General features: G+C 51.7%; 15 protein-coding genes. 4 read left to right on the forward strand and 11 right to left on the reverse strand.

Annotation, left to right across the window (positions count from 1 at the left end; genetic code table 11):
• Window positions 1-645 (reverse strand): response regulator transcription factor, encoded by a 645-nt coding sequence (locus B1H56_RS13710; RefSeq protein WP_066522884.1) that lies wholly within the window; start codon window positions 643-645, stop codon window positions 1-3.
• Between the two features lie 411 nt (window positions 646-1,056).
• Between B1H56_RS13710 and B1H56_RS13715 the strand changes: the two genes are divergently transcribed.
• Window positions 1,057-2,400, forward strand: a complete 1,344-nt coding sequence (locus B1H56_RS13715) for an MATE family efflux transporter (RefSeq protein ID WP_066522811.1) — start codon at window positions 1,057-1,059, stop codon at window positions 2,398-2,400.
• Window positions 2,401-2,704: 304 nt separating this feature from the next.
• Here the strand turns inward: B1H56_RS13715 and B1H56_RS13720 are convergent, their stop codons facing one another.
• The 10 genes from B1H56_RS13720 to B1H56_RS13765 all read right to left on the reverse strand — a co-directional run bounded on the left by B1H56_RS13720 (window position 2,705) and on the right by B1H56_RS13765 (window position 12,039).
• The gene (locus tag B1H56_RS13720) at window positions 2,705-3,238 is read right to left on the reverse strand and encodes a ferredoxin domain-containing protein (protein WP_066522812.1); all 534 of its coding nucleotides are present in this window, start codon (window positions 3,236-3,238) and stop codon (window positions 2,705-2,707) included.
• Between the two features lie 13 nt (window positions 3,239-3,251).
• Complete coding sequence (locus B1H56_RS13725) at window positions 3,252-3,662, reverse strand: MarR family winged helix-turn-helix transcriptional regulator (protein ID WP_066522813.1); 411 nt, start codon at window positions 3,660-3,662, stop codon at window positions 3,252-3,254.
• The gene (locus tag B1H56_RS13730) at window positions 3,655-3,858 is read right to left on the reverse strand and encodes a hypothetical protein (RefSeq protein WP_066522814.1); all 204 of its coding nucleotides are present in this window, start codon (window positions 3,856-3,858) and stop codon (window positions 3,655-3,657) included. Before B1H56_RS13730 ends, B1H56_RS13725 begins: the two co-directional genes overlap by 8 nt.
• A 63-nt stretch (window positions 3,859-3,921) precedes the next feature.
• A complete protein-coding gene (locus B1H56_RS13735; protein WP_066651301.1) occupies window positions 3,922-4,566 on the reverse strand; it encodes a pentapeptide repeat-containing protein in 645 nt (214 codons plus the stop codon).
• A gap of 359 nt (window positions 4,567-4,925) precedes the next feature.
• Complete coding sequence (locus tag B1H56_RS13740; RefSeq protein ID WP_066522818.1) at window positions 4,926-5,180, reverse strand: CPF_0552 family protein; 255 nt, start codon at window positions 5,178-5,180, stop codon at window positions 4,926-4,928.
• A gap of 100 nt (window positions 5,181-5,280) precedes the next feature.
• Window positions 5,281-5,547, reverse strand: coding sequence for a hypothetical protein (locus B1H56_RS13745; RefSeq protein ID WP_066522820.1), 267 nt, complete (start codon window positions 5,545-5,547; stop codon window positions 5,281-5,283).
• Between the two features lie 262 nt (window positions 5,548-5,809).
• Window positions 5,810-8,275: an alpha-ketoacid dehydrogenase subunit alpha/beta gene (locus B1H56_RS13750; protein ID WP_066522822.1), complete on the reverse strand. Its 2,466-nt coding sequence runs from the start codon at window positions 8,273-8,275 to the stop codon at window positions 5,810-5,812.
• A 23-nt stretch (window positions 8,276-8,298) separates the two neighbouring features.
• Window positions 8,299-9,663: a dihydrolipoyl dehydrogenase gene (lpdA, locus tag B1H56_RS13755; RefSeq protein WP_066522824.1), complete on the reverse strand. Its 1,365-nt coding sequence runs from the start codon at window positions 9,661-9,663 to the stop codon at window positions 8,299-8,301.
• Window positions 9,664-9,676: 13 nt separating this feature from the next.
• Window positions 9,677-10,918, reverse strand: coding sequence for a dihydrolipoamide acetyltransferase family protein (locus B1H56_RS13760; protein ID WP_066522826.1), 1,242 nt, complete (start codon window positions 10,916-10,918; stop codon window positions 9,677-9,679).
• A gap of 155 nt (window positions 10,919-11,073) precedes the next feature.
• Window positions 11,074-12,039, reverse strand: coding sequence for a sugar-binding transcriptional regulator (locus B1H56_RS13765; protein ID WP_066522828.1), 966 nt, complete (start codon window positions 12,037-12,039; stop codon window positions 11,074-11,076).
• A 431-nt stretch (window positions 12,040-12,470) separates the two neighbouring features.
• On the opposite strand from B1H56_RS13765, the gene B1H56_RS13770 reads away from it, so the two are divergent.
• From B1H56_RS13770 to B1H56_RS13780, 3 genes are all read left to right on the forward strand, one after another.
• Window positions 12,471-13,523, forward strand: a complete 1,053-nt coding sequence (locus B1H56_RS13770) for a LacI family DNA-binding transcriptional regulator (RefSeq protein WP_207667492.1) — start codon at window positions 12,471-12,473, stop codon at window positions 13,521-13,523.
• Between the two features lie 245 nt (window positions 13,524-13,768).
• Complete coding sequence (locus B1H56_RS13775) at window positions 13,769-15,004, forward strand: anhydro-N-acetylmuramic acid kinase (RefSeq protein WP_066522830.1); 1,236 nt, start codon at window positions 13,769-13,771, stop codon at window positions 15,002-15,004.
• Between the two features lie 38 nt (window positions 15,005-15,042).
• A complete protein-coding gene (locus tag B1H56_RS13780; protein ID WP_066522832.1) occupies window positions 15,043-16,101 on the forward strand; it encodes a sugar ABC transporter substrate-binding protein in 1,059 nt (352 codons plus the stop codon).
• Window positions 16,102-16,195 lie beyond the last annotated feature (94 nt).

Below are 16,195 nucleotides of genomic sequence, written 5' to 3' on the forward strand. Positions count from 1 at the left end.
TCAGTCCTCCAGACGATAGCCTACTTTTGGAATAGTTGCAATGGAAATGCCGAGCTTCTTGCGCAGCTGCGCGATGTGTACGTCCACCGTGCGCGTTTCGCCCATAAAATCGATACCCCATACGCTCAAGAGTAGCGCATCGCGGGACATAGCGATATTTTTGTTTTTGGCAAGAGTCAGCAGAAGATCAAATTCCAGCGGCTTTAGGGAAACGGACCGGCCGTCCTTTTTTACGCTGTGGCGCTGTTCGTCAATTTCCACATCGCCCGCGCGGAACACATGAGGAAAACGGCCCGTTCGCCGCAGGACCTTTTCCATACGCACCATCAGCTCCAAGATATCGAAGGGCTTGACGATATAATCCTCGGCTTTAAGGAGCCCCTTAACCTTGGATTCCGTGTCGTTTACGGCAGTCAGGTAGATTACGGGAATACCATGCTGCGCAAAGCAGGAAAAAAGGGAAAAGCCGTCTATTCCGGGCAGCATCACATCCAGCAGCGCCAAGTCAAATTGTTCCGTTTGGAGCCGTTCCGGCACCTCGCTTCCATCGCATAGGGGGATTACTTCATAACCCGCTGCGCTCAGGTTCAGGCAAATCAGCGAAGAAATTGCTTCATCGTCTTCGACGACAAGGATCTTATTCATTTCACACCTCACCGCTGTCATATTATTCCATGTGTGTTTCAAAATTGTATCACCTGCGGGATGAAAAAACATCATCAAAATGTAAAACCTTTGAAGGGTCGTGGACGCGCACTTGACAGGAAAGGCGCGCCCCTGTATCATAAAGGCAAATAAAAACAAAGGATAAATCATGTATTACAGCAGGCTTTGTATCCTAGGAAGCTCCGCACAAATGGAATGGATGAGACATTGTACGGAGCCTAAAACGGCGGAAGGCCGGTTCATCAGTCAATCGTACCAGCAGGATGCGGGAACGCCCGCTTTGTTGTAATACGAAAAAACGGATGATTTTCCCGCAAAGGGGGGGCCGCGGACAATGTCGCGCGGTTCTTTTTTTATGCCGCGAAACGCTTTGTTTCAGGGAGGATTATCATGAATACAAAGATACGGGATTTAACGTCGGGACATGTGACCCGGACGCTTCTTCGGTTTGCGGGGCCGATGTTCCTTGCAAATCTCCTGCAGTCTTTTTACAGCCTTGTGGATATGGCTGTGGTCGGCCGGTTTGTGGGCAGCGGAGGCCTTGCCGCCGTCAGCAGCGCGTCTATGCTCGTTTTCCTCATTACGTCGGCCTGCACGGGCCTCGCACAGGGCGGGGCGGTGCTTGTGGCACAATACGAGGGCGCGCGCCAAAAAAAACAGCAGGCGGAAGCCGTCTTAACGCTGTTTGTCTTGGCTGCTGTCTTTGCCGCCGCGGTAACGGCGGCAGGATTTCTTTTGTATCATCCGGCGCTGCTGCTGATGCGTGTGCCGCAGGACGCGATGGCGGATGCGGACGGATATATGAGCGTCGTCTGCGGAGGAACGGCCTTTGTTTTTGGTTATAATGCGGTCTGCGCGATCCTGCGCGGCCTTGGGGATTCAAAGCGTCCCCTGTATTTTGTGCTCGCGGCGGCCATAGTCAATGTTGCGCTCGACCTGCTGCTTGTTGGCGGATTCCATAAGGGTACGTGGGGAGCTGCGGTTGCCACTGTTTCATCACAGGGGGTTTCTTTTTTCATTGCGGCGGTATACCTTTGGCGCAGCCGGCTGGTCGCCATCCGTTGGAAGTGGAAAGTCAGCAAAGAAAAAGCGGCGGCGATCCTGCGGGTGGGCGTCCCTTCCGCCGGGCAGATGGCAGTGCTCAATTTTTCTTACATGGCAGCTACCGGAATGCTGAATGTATATGGCGTGGCGGTTGCCGCGGCGTCAGGGATCGGTCTTAAGGTGAACACATTTGCAGCCATGCCTGTGTGGGCGGTCGGGCAGGCCGTGAGCGCAATGGCGGGGCAAACTATGGGCGCGGGCCGCCTTGCGCGTACTGAGAGCGTGGCCCGGGCGGGCGTGAAGGTCAGCGTGACCGCATCGCTTGTCATGATCGTATTTTTCCAGCTGTTTGCCGCCCGGGTTATCCTGCTGTTCAATGACGACCCACAGGTCGTGAGCGAGGGGATTTTATACCTGCGCATTTGCTGCTCGCTCAATTGCGCCGCGTATGCCGTGATGTATGCCTTGAATTCGTTCGCCACAGGTCTTGGAGACGCGGCCTTTGCGTTCTGGAATTCCATGCTCGACTGTGTGCTCATCCGCATTTTCGGCAGCTGGCTTCTCGGTATGGTCCTCGGGTATGGTTTTGTGGGGATATACCTCGCGGAGATGTTCGCGCCCGTGCTTCCGGCCCTTGCGGGCGTAATCTATTTTAAGCGCGGTAAGTGGAAAACGCGGCGGTTAATCTGAAAAGACGGACCGCTGCGGCGCACGTTTTTCAGTTGAGTCCAGCGCCGCGTTTGGATCATTGCGGGTCAGGATCGCCAGCTATGCTTGGTGGCGCGCCCGAAATCCGTTCCGGTTGCTGTGGGGCCGGCCGCCGTTAAAATGGCCAAGTTATTTTCGCCGCCGCCAGCCTTGCGGCTGGTACCAAGGGAAAAAACGGAAAAGCAAAAGCCCATTTATCCCGCGTGGCCGGGGAATTTATCATAGTTAGGCCAATAAAAATCCTGCCGCGGAGGCTTCCGCGGCAGGATTTTCTGTCTGTCGTTTTTTATTTGCGGTCAAAATAAGGAGATTTGCTCCCGGCGGAAAGCGGAACTGCCAGGATCACCTTTACATCCTCGTCCATGACCTGCATAGATAATGCCGCGCGTCCGGCGGAAAACATCACGCGGTTATCGATGCGGGAATCCGCGGCCGCCGATACGGCCGAACCGACCGCAATTCCAAGGTCCACATTGTCGTACGCGCACACGCCGTTTTGCTGCGCGCACTCCCCGCAGTTGGTATGGTTGCAGTACTGGCAGCCTTCGTTGAGGCCGCGCTGCTGGTAGGACGTACCGATCAAAACAACGGCCTGGCTCGCGCGGATATTTCCCGCGTCCCGCGTAAAAAACGGATAGTCAAGCACCGGGGCAAGACGGTCCATCTCTTGTGCCAGCGCTTCCTTTTCTTCACCGGTCAGGACGCATGTGCGGATAAAATCAATCCCGCGCGTCTTTGGGGCTGTGCGCGCCGCCGCGCACAGCCTTGCCGCCGTATCCAGTACGGCCTTCTCCTCCAGTTTCTTTGAATCGTACCTCATACCGTTTCCTCCTTCAAAGCGTCTCGATCTTCGCAAGCGTTTTCATCAATGTTTTCAGTTTTTTTTCACCGATCAGGTCCTTTACCGCGCACTGCGCTTTTTTCCACAGCTTTTCCGCATACAAAAGAGTCCGGCCGCCCGTTTCGGTCAGCGCGAGACAGCGGTCGCGGGCATCTTTTTTAGCCGTGTCCGTAACGAGACCGGCGCCGAAAAGCGGCTTTAAGTTCCGTACCAGCGTACTGCGGTCGAGTTTCATGCTGGCTGCAAGCGCACTGGTGCTGGCCGTACCCAGCTGATCCAAATGGCAGAGCAGGGAATACTGCGCTGCGGTAATTCCGGAAGGGGCGAGCATACGGTCATAATATGAAGCAAGCGTCCGGCCCGCGCGCCGAAGGTGGATGTATACGCATTTTTCCTTAGTCATCCCGGCCCTCCTTTTTTAAATAGGCGGCTTCAAAATCCGGGCTGTCCTCGAGCGCCCGCAGCTCTTCGCGCGAGAGGACGCTGTTCGTCCCGAGGCATGCCGTGCACCGGGCCTTGCATTCGGGGCAGACGCAGCCGAGCGCAAGGTCCTCCGCGTGCACCATATACGTGCCGCATTGGGCACATTCACATCTCATATCCATACCTCCGATGCGTGTATATACAACATAATAACACCCGCATATTCCCGTGTCAAATAATCAGACTACAACCACGCCGAGGAGCTTTGCCAGCTCCGCCGCCTGTGCGGGAGAAACAACCGCGCCTCGAAGCTCCCACGCGGAAGCAAGGATGTCCGCAATTTCGCTCGCAGTAAAATCAATCCCCGCAAGCGGTGTGTGCGAAAAATTTACCCGCACAAGCTCCACATTGGAAAGCTCCAGGTTTTTGAGGGAACATTCCCCAAAATCCGCATTGGAAAAAGAAGAGTCCGCGATGGATACATTTTTCCATTTGGAGCAGTTGCAGTTCGCATATCCAAAATTACAGCCGGAAAATAAAACGTCCTGCAGGAAAGCCCGGTACAGGCTGCCGCCTACGTTTTTACAGGCGTGGAACTCGCAGCGGGAAAGGTAGCCTCCCTCGAGCAAGCTGCCCGAAAAATCGCAGGTGCGGAAAATTACGTCCATAAATTCTGTCTTTTTCAAATTACACCGTGTAAACCGGCAGCGTTCAAATATACATCCTTTAAAAACGGTTTGCGAAAAGTCCTTCTCTTCAAAGGCAAAGCCGTGGAATGTTTTATTCTCGACCGCTGTCTCCTCTTCCTGCGCCTCCCGCACGAGCGGCTCGAAATCCGTGCGTGCCTCCGGGCTGCCCGCGGTCCTCGGCTTCAGTCGTTTCATAATATCCATCCTTTCCGTATGATTGGATTATACCACACGGAAACGGCAAAAAGGCGCGGATTCAAAAATATGTGCGTTTCAGCCGTGCGGTGCTTGCGGGCTGCTGGCGCTGTGGTCGATGTGGCAGGCTGTTTTCCCGATAATTGCCGCGAACGGCGTGGGCGGCAGCCGTGCCCGCATGGCTCGCGCCGGCCAAAGAAATCCTGTTTATGGTTCGTGCGTCCTGCGCATTTTTCAGATGCTTTGCCAGAGGAGAACGGTTATGCTGCTGATACACAGGTCATAACGGGATCCCATAGGTTTTGGAAAAGCCGCATACAAAAAACACGCACGAAGCGTGCGTGTTTTTAAAGCGAAATTTAGTTGAGATCGATCAGCTTTGCGGTCACACCCTCCACGGCGCTGAAATCGGCGATCATTTTGTCGATAGTCTCCTTATCGCCGCATGCCTGCAGCATGATGACTCCGTCGTCTGCGCAATAATCGTCGCTCGTTTCGTGCATGCCCACGCGCATTCTGATATTGCAGCCATGCGCGGTGAGCGCCTCCTGGAGCTTCGACGCATTGGCGGTGCGGTGGTCCAGCCTGATTCCAATAATATAGTAGCAAGACATAAATAAACTCCCTCCTTTTTTAGTCCCCTTTTCCGCATGGAGCGCGGTTTGTTACGCATAATATAAAAGCTGCGGTATCCGGCCGCAGGAAATGCGGAGACTAGGCAAACAGCCCGATCACCCCGGTTACGCATGTCATCAGCGAAATCATGCGCAGGATACTGACGGCAACGACAATAATACCGATGATAAGAGCGGCATTCGTGACATTCGTCCGCTGTTTTGCGCGGGCGACGATCCCGAGCACCAATCCAACCACACCGATTGCAAGCCCGATGAATGGACCAATGAAATAGCTGAGTGGAAAGCCCAGGATGAAACTCAGGACAAAGCCTACGAGGCTTACGATAATGGAAGCAATTCCCATACCCGTCTCCTTGCGATAAATGATTTAATTTAATAATACCCCGGAACAATGACTTTATGCAAGCAATCTGCAGAATATGTCTGAAATCCCGGCATGCGGCAGTGGCGTGAGGGGAATAAACGGAGCATTCTATAGGCGCATATATGTGCAAACCAAAAAAACGGATAAGCCAAGAGAGCCTGCCCAAGGGCGCAGCAGCCGGCGCCCTTGGGCAGGCTCTCTTGGCTTTTATACCGTGGGGCAGTGAACTTATCGGCTTTGTTTACACACCCGCTTTGTTCCTGCGGTCCATTTCCGCGACGGAGAAGGAATGCCTTGGGGTATAATCCGGCAGGGGCTGTATCTTTTGATGGTATGCGTCGAGAAACCAGTCCGCCTGCGGGAAGAAGGAATCCTCCAATTCATATACGGGAGTGATCCAGTTCCTTGCGCCCAATACAACGGGCGGCGCGTCCAGGTAATTAAACAAGGAGGAACAAAGATTCTGGGCAAAATCATTGATGATGGAGCCCTTCTGGCATGCGTCGCTTGCGATGATGATGCGGCCCGTTTTTTTCACAGACTCCTGAACCGGTGCGAAGTTAAAAGGAACGATGCTGCGTGCATCGATTATCTCTGTACTGATCCCATACTGCTCCTCGAACAGTGTTGCGGCCTCCATAGCCTTATACAGCGTTGCGCCGATGGTCAGGATCGTGAGGTCGGAGCCATTCTTTTTGATATCCGGCTCGCCGATCGGGATTTCATAATAATTCTCCGGTACGCCGCCCTCGTGGAACGTTTCCCCGATGCCGTACAGGGATTGGCTCTCAAGGTAGATGACGGGATCAGTCCCGGAAAGCGCCGTGTTCAGCAGGCCTTTTGCGTCATAGGGAGTGACCGGGAATACGATCTTGAGGCCGGGGACGTGGGCGCAGATACTCGACCAGTCTTGGGAGTGCTGCGCGCCATATTTCGCGCCCACGCCCATGCGCAGGACGACGGGCATTTTCACCTGCCCGGCAGTCATCGCCTGCCATTTCGCGAGCTGATTGAGGACTTCGTCACCCGCGCGGCCAAGAAAATCGCAATACATCAATTCCGGAAGGGCCCGGCCGCCCATCATGGCATAGCCCACGGAAGCGCCGACGATGGCGGATTCCGATATCCCGGAATTAAACAAGCGGTGGTAAGGCACAGATTTGTCGAGGTCCTTATAAGCTCCATAGGCGCTGCCCCAAATCCGCAGATCTTCCCCGAAGGAGACCAGCGTGGGATCTTCGTAAAATTTATCTAAAGCGGATTCAAAGATTGCGTCACGCAGTTGTAGGACCGCTGAGGAAGGAAGTTCCCTGCCGTTTTTCATACCGTCGCGGCTTTTCTTTTGCAGGCGCTGGAGACGCGGGTTTTCTTCCTTGGGCGCACAGACGTCCACGGGAATATCCGCCATTTTAGGAATGTGCTGGTTGGAATACATATACTTTTCGATGCTGTCCGGCTCTTTTTGTAGGTCCATGCGCGGGGAGACGCTGTCGTCGATTGCCAGTCTGAACACGGAGAGGATCAAGCCGCGCACCTCCTCCCGCAGGGAGGCGGTCTGATCCTTTGTCAGGATATTGTTCTCCACAAGTTGTTTTTCGTAATCGGCAATCGCATCCTGCGCTTCCCAGGCGTTGATTTCCTCCTGCGTGCGGTTAGGATTGGCATCCGACGTGGAGTGGCCGGAAAAACGGTAGGTGATAACGTCAAGGAGCGCAGGGCCTTTTCCTTCTTCGAGCAGCCTTTTTTTGCGTTTCATAGCGTCGATCACAGCAAAAACGTTGAAGCCGTCTACCCGTTCCGCGTGCATCTGGTCCGGATTGATGCCGGCGCCTGCGCGCGCGAGGATGCCATAGGCCATCGTTTCGCCGCTGGTCTGGCCGCCCATCCCGTATCCGTTGTTGTTGAAATTGAAGAGGACCGGCAGGCCGCCCTTATATCCTTCCTCCCACAGCGTATGATATTGATCCATGGAAGCGAAGTTCATAGATTCCCATACCGGACCGCAGCCGAGCGAACCGTCTCCCGCATTGGCGACCACGATCCCTTTTTTCTTCATGTTTTTTTTGTAGAGCGCCGCACCCGTCGCGATCGGCGCGCTGCCACCGACGATCGCGTTGTTGGGATAGACGCCGAATGGGATGAAGAATGCGTGCATAGAATTTCCCAGTCCTTCCGCAAAGCCGTTCTTGCGGCCGAATATTTCCGCCATGATACCGTACAGGTAGAAACGTTTCGCGGACTCGTGAATGCCGAGGGAAAAATGTTCTTTCACAACGCGGTACTGCGCGCCGTCATTTGATTGTTCCATGATCTCTTCAAGTTCCTGATCCGTCAGCTTCCGCAAGGCGGAAAAACCTTTGGCGATCAGTTCGCCGTGGCTGCGGTGTGTGCCGAAAACGGCATCGTCCCGGTCAAGCAGGAACGCTTGGCCGACGGCGACGCTTTCCTGGCCGATACCGAGATGTGCCGGGCCGGAATAGTTGTAGGCCACATCGCAGTATTTTCCCGTTAGGCGGAGATCCTGCATCATTGTCTCGAATTCACGGATGGTCAGCATATCGAAAAAAATATTGGTGAGATCTTCCTTGGAAAATTCACCGAGGACATCCTTCATTCTTTTTTGATAATTGTTCAGCGGGATGTCTTTAAATGCGGCAACACCGCGCGCCCTGATTTGGGCTGGATTGATATATAATTCTTTCGTCATAGTTTTGATTACCTCCTGAAAAATTAAATGAAAAGCGTTTCGCGGACGATCTCACAAACTGTTGGATGGGGAAAGATCGTTTTTTTGATGCTTTTTACCGGAATTTTGTTCTGAATGATCAGCGCAAGGGAATAGACGATCTCGGAAGCATATGCGCAGAACAGCGACGCGCCCAGGATTGTTTGCCCTCTTTGGTCCAGAACCAGTTTGCAGAAGCCGTCACTCATACCGTATTCTGCAATGTGCCGGCCGCTTAGGTTGATCGCAGCCTTTTTTATCACCGGATTTATTCCCTGGGCGGCTGCCTGCTGTTCCGTAAGGCCGCAGAAGGCGGCTTCGGGCTGCGCATAGATCACGCCGGGCACTGCGGAATAATCCATCTCGTCGGGCGTCCCTGTCATGTTGTTTACCGCCGTTTCAGCTTCCCGGTAGGCAACGTGTGCGAGCATACACTTTCCGTTGACGTCGCCCGCCGCAAACAGGTTTGGTATATTGGTTTCGCAGTGTAAATCTGTAACGACAGCGCCGTGTTCCATACAAAGGTTCATACCGGACAGCCCCGGGATATGCAGGGATGGTTTTCTTCCCACACACATCAGGAGCTTATCATAAGGGAGTTCCCGGACACCCGAGGGTGTTTCGACATGCGCGGTTTTCCCGGATACGTCAAAGACCTTGCTGCCCAGCACAAACTCGATCCCCGTTTTTTCCAAGTGCCTTTGCAGCGCGCCGGAAAGGTCGGTGTCGATTGGGCCGCCGACCTGTTTCAGCATTTCGACAACGGTGACTTTGCTGCCGGCAATACTGAAATAAGCGGCCATCTCGAGGCCGATGACGCCCGCACCCACAATGACGAGCTTTTCTGGAAGCTCCTGAAGGTCCAAAATATCGCGGCTGGTGAGTACCGAACCGTCTCCGATACCGCCCGCAACGCCGGGAATATTGGGGATAACAGGTTCGGAACCGGTCGCGAGCAGGACTTTTTCCGCAAAGAAGGATTCCCTGCCGCACAGGATGGCGAATCCGCGTTCTTCCCTGCGCAGCCCCGCTTCCGCCTGTACAACGTCGACCTTTTTACGCGCAAGGGCGGAGGATACGCCGCCGACGAGTGTGTTTACCACCGTTTGCTTGCGGGCAAGCACCTTGGCGTGGTCAAGCGCTGCATTTTCACAGCAAAGACCAAGGTCTTTGCCTTTATGGGCTTCGTATTCAAATATTTTTGCGGAGTAAAGGAAAGCTTTGGTGGGAATGCATCCTTCGTTGAGGCACACGCCTCCGACCGTCCGCTTCTCCGCAAGGAGAACTTTTTTCCCGGTTTCGGCCGCGCGCTCCGCCGCGAGATATCCGGCAGGGCCGCCGCCGATCACGGCAATATCATATGATTTCATAATATGGTCCCTCCTATACGAGTTGGTCAAACTGTTCCAGGTTCCTGCACAGCGCCTGTAAAAAGCGTGCGGACGGAGCGCCGTCTACGGCCCGGTGGTCGTAGGTGAGGGACAAATGACCGGCCGGGTAATAAAGGATGCCTTCGCTTGTTTTTTTGACCGCATAATCGATGGCGTCGATGCCGAGGATGCCTACCTGAGGCGGATTTAAAATGGGCGTAAATCCGGTCACACCGAATCCACCGAGGTTGGAGACGGTAAAGGTCGCGCCGGACATCTCTTCCGGACGGATGCTTCCATCGCGGCATTTCGCCGCAAGCTCCTTGAGCTTCCTCGACAGCTCAACGAGCGAAAGCGTTTGGGCTTTGCGGATCGTGGGAACCATTAGCCCGCGCTCCGTATCGACCGCGCAGCCAAGGTTGATATCTTCGAAATATTCGATCTCTTTATCGCTGACCATATGCGCATTCATATAATCGAATTGCTGGAGCGTTTTTGCCGCTGTGAACAGGATCATGTCCGTGACCGTAATGTTTTTTTCATCTCCCGGCGACAGCCTTAGCCATTCGCGGTACCGTTGGATGCACGAAGCATTGTAGGTCATGTGCGAGGTAAGCTGCGCGGTGCTGCTCAAAGAGTGCATCATGTTTTTGGAGATCGTGCGGCGGACCGTGGATATTTTTTCAATCCGCGAACTGCCTGGATGTACCGGAGCAAGGGGTCCAGCTGCCGGAGACGAGGTTTGCGCTGCCGGAGCGGGCGCAGCCTCCATTGCGCGGATCACATCCGCCTCGATGATCCTGCCCTCCGCACCGGACGCGGCAAGCCCGGACGCATCTATGCCGTTTGCTTCGGTAAGCTTGCGCGCCCGGGGAGATAGAAATCCTCCTGCCGGAGGCTGCGCCGTGAGAGCAGGCGCCTTTGCTGCCGGGACCGGGACGGGCGCAGCTTCCGGCTTCTGCTCCGGCGCGGCTTCCGTCCCGGTATCCGCTGGTTGGATACCGCTGATATCCTCTCCCGGCTGCCCGATCACGCAGACCGGCGTCATCACGGGGACGACGTCATAGGATTCATAGAACCGTTTCAGGACTGTTCCGTTTGTTTCGGAATAAACGGTCATAGAGGATTTGTCTGTTTCGATGGAAAAAAGTTCACTGCCGTTTTGAACGGAATCACCTTCGGACACGAACCATTCGCCGAGGACGCTGGTATCTTCGTTGAGGCCGAGCCGGGGCATGTTTACAACTTCTGCCATATTGTTCCTCCTTGGTAAAATGATATTTGGGAAATCGGTTGCAGTATACCATCGTGAAGATCCCTGTCCAGCAAAAAGGCGGAATCTGGTAAAAATTCCACAAAAAAAGCCCTTTTGAAATTAGTTTCAAAAGGGTACGGCTGCGGGGGAAAAGCTTACTTCCTGAGCAGGCGGGCTTTTTTCAGGATGTCTTTGGCCGTGATCTCGTCCGTATAAAGGCGGTTCACGATACCGCCGCGCAGCGCGCCGAGGATGGCCTGGCTTTTATGCTCGCCGATCGCGATGCAGATGCGGTTTCTCTTTTGCTTGAGTTCGGAAAGAGAAATACTGATGATTCGGCCGGTAATGTTGCTCTGTATCTCGTTTCCGTTGATATCGAAATTGCGTCCGGCGATGTCGCCCACCCCTCCGCTGTGCACGATTTTATTGTAAACACTAAGGTTATAGGTCCCTTCGTCTGTCAGGAAAGTATCCTTCAAATCCGTTCCTCCAACGGAAAGGATAACAGTCTGTGCCCTGCGGCAGAGATCCATGACATAGCGGATATTGGAATCGGACAGTAGTACCTGCGCAATGTGCTCCGTATCGACCAGCAGAGGGGCTGGCATAACAAAGCCCTGCGCGGAAAAAATATCGGCAAATTTTTCTATGATATGGGTCGCTTTCATGGAGGCAATGGTTCCCGTCACGAAACCGCTCAGCATACAGACCTTTACCCCATGTTTTTCCTGCGGAGGCGGGACCAGGTTCTTGGCGAGATATTCGGTGGTACGCCCCCATGTGACGCCGACAATCTCATCGTCTTCGATGAGCGTAGGGATATCGTGCGCGGCGTATGCGCACACATCGTCCAGCCGCGGGAGGTAATCGTCCACAAAGGCGGGGAGCACCGTGCAGGGAATGCCGGAGAGGTCGAATAGCTCCTGCTGGAGGTGGGTTACAGCTTCGCCCGAATAATTGATCTTGAATTCGACATACCCGAGATCAACCGCTTTGCGGATCAGGCGAGAGACCGTAGATTTGGAGACATAGGCCTTCCGTGCGATTTCTTCCTGGCTGATCCCAAGCTGGTAGTATTGCTTTGCAGCACTTATCATCAACTGAAATTCTTTTTCGTTCATGAGCACTCATCCCTCCCGGATCGTATTATATCATAAATGGAAAAGAAAGAAAAAAGGGACAAAAAATGCCAGGGGCAGTTATTTTTAAGAATAGACCTATACAAAAAACAGATGGATAAAAAGTGTTTTGATAAAAAAGGTAAAAAATAAAAGAGAACGTTATCAATAAATCTCTTGACAATATTTTTTCCTTTTTGTATAATGAAGCCATCAGCAAGATAAACCGTAAATAACGTCAATATTTGTAGTATTTCAACAGGATTTTCATTTAGAGTACATTTAAGATAACGAAATTTAAAGAAGGTATGTATTTCCATAGAAAATTGGAATACATGGAAAAAAGATTTGATTTTTACTAAAGCACCCTGTATTTGCTCGAAATATTGATAACGTTATCAAAATATAGAAGAGAGTAAGGAAAAATGGAAAGCGTGGCAGGAAAGCAAAATATTACAATTATAGACGTAGCGCAAAAGGCAGGATTATCGTCCGCGACTGCCGGACGTGTGCTCGGAGGATATGGGAACGTTTCGGAAAAGGCACGTTTAAAGGTGATGAAAGCAGCTAAGGAACTTGGCTATATGCCCAATGCGATTGCGCAGAGTATGAAAAGCCAGGTTACCAAAACGATCGGGGTCTTGGTCGGGAATATTGCAAATCCGTTTTTTAGCGAGATCATTCATTCCATTGAGGTGAAAGGCGCGGAAGCAGGATATAGCGTGATTATCGCCAATACGGGCGAAGATATCGACGAGGAAGTAAAAGCCATCAAAACATTATATGCAAAGCGCATTGACGGTCTGATTATTGCAACGGCGCAGCCGAACGATATGATACTGGATGCCTCGAAAAAAAGGCTGTATGCCGGAGATGTTCCGGTAGTATATATTGACCGCGAATTATTGAATGTCAACGAATTGATCATTAAGGCGGACAATTTTTCAGGAAGTTATGAAGCGACCCGCTATTTGATCCAAAAGGGACATGAGAACATTGGCCTGATCGCAAGTATTTTTACGTCGACTATGTACGAGCGGATCGACGGATATAAAAAGGCATTAAGCGATGCGGGGATGCCTTGCCACAAAGAATATATCAAAATCGGGAGCACTGCATCCGTTGAAGAAGGGAATCGATTCACTAAGGAGTTGCTGGCGCAAAGCGCGGAGCTGACGGCTTTATTCGTTCTTAATAATATTACATGTACAGGGGCGTTACTGGCCCTGCGGGAAATGAATAAAAAAATTGGCCGTGATATCAGCTTCATTGCCTGGGACGACTTTGAATTGGCGAAGATACTTGATCCCCCGTTGACGACGGTAACGCAGGATCCCAAAAAAATGGGAGAATTGGCTGCGGAAAAATTATTTGAGAAAATCAACGCAAAACGGGAGAATAAGGAATGGTTTGGAGAATCGACAATCGTGCTCAAAACACAAATGATCGAGCGCCAATCATGCCGCGATATTAACCTTTTAAAATAAAAATTTACTTTAAGCTGTGGAGGTGATGAGATAGGAAGGATGGATTTTTATTTACGGTTTTTAAAAAAGACAGCACGGGAAAGACAAAAAAGTGCTACAAACATGTAGCGATGTTTGTAGCACGGGCGGATATCAGGGAGAAGATGTGTGTTCTTTTTGTACCCTTTTATCCAATGAAATTGTAACACTATATTCATTAAAAAGCAAATTAAACGTAAATCTCAAATTATATTCAGGAGGAAGAAATGGCATTAATTATGGGGATGAACAGTGGTTCATCATTCGATGGAATTGACGTTATTCTTGCGGAAACAGAAATTGCGGAAGACGGTTTTCCGAAGCCGACAAAATTTTTGAAAGGAGGATCGTATCAATGGCCTAAAGAAGTGGAAGATATGATCGTCCCTGCATTCGACAATAAAGTCGATATGGTAGGGCTTACCCGTCTCACCTATATTGCGGGAGCACAGATGGCGGAAGCGGTCCGCCAGTTCATGAAGGAAAACGGAATTGATCCGAGGGATATCGAAGTATTGGGAGTGGACGGCCAGACGATCTATCAGGAGCAGCCCGACCATGTGAAGATCGCAGCGATGACGGATACGCAAAAGGATGACTGGGTGCATCGCTGGCTGGATGGACCGTATCCGTGCGGCTACCAAATCGGCGATACATCTGTGATTGCCGGCCTGACCAATATTACCACTGTGACGAATTTTCGGCAGGCCGACCATGTATGGGGCGGCAGCGCAGCACCGTTGATGCAGTATTTTGATTTCGTTTTATTCCGTGATAAGGAAGAGCCAACACTTACGCTGAATATTGGTGGGATTGCAAATGTGCATCTTGCATATAAAGACCGCCGTAAAATGGTCGCATTTGATACTGGTCCCGGGAATCTGATGTCTGACAATGCGGCAAGAAGGCTTCTTGGGCAGCCGTGCGATTATGACGGTGCTGTTGCGGCCAAGGGAACGGTAAATGAAAAAATGCTGGCGGAATTTATGGAGCATGAATTCTTCAAGCGGCCTGTACCGCGTTCCGGATGGAAATATGATTTTTCAGAGGAATACAGTAATAAGATGCTGGACAAATATTCAAATCTCTCTACGGAAGATATTATGGCGACGGTCTGTGCCTTTACAGCAGAAGCGATCGTACGCAATATGAACGATTATATTCCGCAGGATATGCTTGAGCGGGTGAAAGTAATGTATGCATCCGGCGGTGGCGTAAAAAATCCGACCATTATGAAATATATCCAGGAAAAATTGCCCCGGAACATCCGCCTGACATCTTCCGAGGAGATCGGTATCCCTCCGGAATATAAAGAAGCATGCAAATTTGCGACACTAGCATATTCGACAATGCATAATATTGCGGATAACATTCCGGCCGCATGCCATGCATCCCAGTATACGATCCTGGGGAAAGTATCGTTTGCGCCATGGAAGGCGAAAAATGTTGGGCCTTTGGATTAAAATGTCCTAAAAATAATCAAAAGTGTGAGGTAAAAAACATGAAAAAGTCTATTGTTGTAACTCTGGTATGTTTAATGGTCATTTCGGCAATGCTATTCGTAGCTTGCGGCGCACCTGCGGCGGAAGTCTCCGCACCTGCGGAATCAACAGCAGCAGAAACGCCTGCATCATCTGAAGAACCCGCTTCCGAGGAACCGGCAGAGAGTGCGGGGGCGGCTTCGGCAGAAGGCGTAAAGATCGGCTTTTCTTTCGGACAGAGCGTTCATCCGTTTTTCGTAGCCATGCAGCAAGGGGCGGAAGCAGCGGCGAAAGAAGCGGGAGTACAACTGGTCGTTACCACCGCTGATTATGAAGTCGAGACACAGGTTTCAGACGTGGAAAATCTGATGCAGCAAGGTGTAAAAGCAATTATGGTAAACCCGATCGACTCTGCGGCACTTAGCAATGTATGCAATGAAGCGTTGGGAAAGGGGATCGGAATTTTCCCGGTCGATATCAATGTGGACAACTGTGAGGTAACGGCATTTGTTTCTTCTGACAATAAAGAAATCGGAAAAATGGAAGCGGAATATATTATAGAACAGTTGGGCGGCGAAGGCACGGTTGCATGGCTGGGAAATCCGAGCATTACATCTCTGCGCGACCGGCAGGAAGGCTTTTTTGAAGTGATGGACGCGCAGGAGGGAATCAAAGTTGTCGCGACGAACGAAACGGCGGCAATTGAGCGGACCAAAGCGCTCGAAGCGGCAGAGACTATCCTACAGGCGAATCCTGATTTGGACTGCATAGCGGGTTCAAACGAATCTTCCGCCCTGGGTGCGCTTTCGGCGGCACAGGCTGCCGGCAAAACCGATGTTCTGATTACGGGAGTTGACGCAACAGAAGACAATCTCAATGCGATCAAATCTGGCACGCCATTCTCGATGGCAGTTGCCCAGGATCCCTACCAGATGGGCTACCAGGCAGTACAGAATGCACTCAAATGGATCAATGGAGAAGAAGTGGAAGAGTTCATTTCCGTACCGATCGGCTTGATTACGATTGATAATGTGGATGAATATATCGAACGTGAGGCGCAGTACGCTGCCGCTGAATAAAAATCGGAAGTAGAGTTGACGTGGGGAGCTTTCCGGTTCCCCACGCTTTGCTCAAAAAAGGTTAAGAGTATTATCATTTGGAGAGGTGTGGTAA

Source organism: Christensenella minuta (genome assembly GCF_003628755.1).
Classification (GTDB): Bacteria; Bacillota; Clostridia; order Christensenellales; family Christensenellaceae; genus Christensenella; species Christensenella minuta.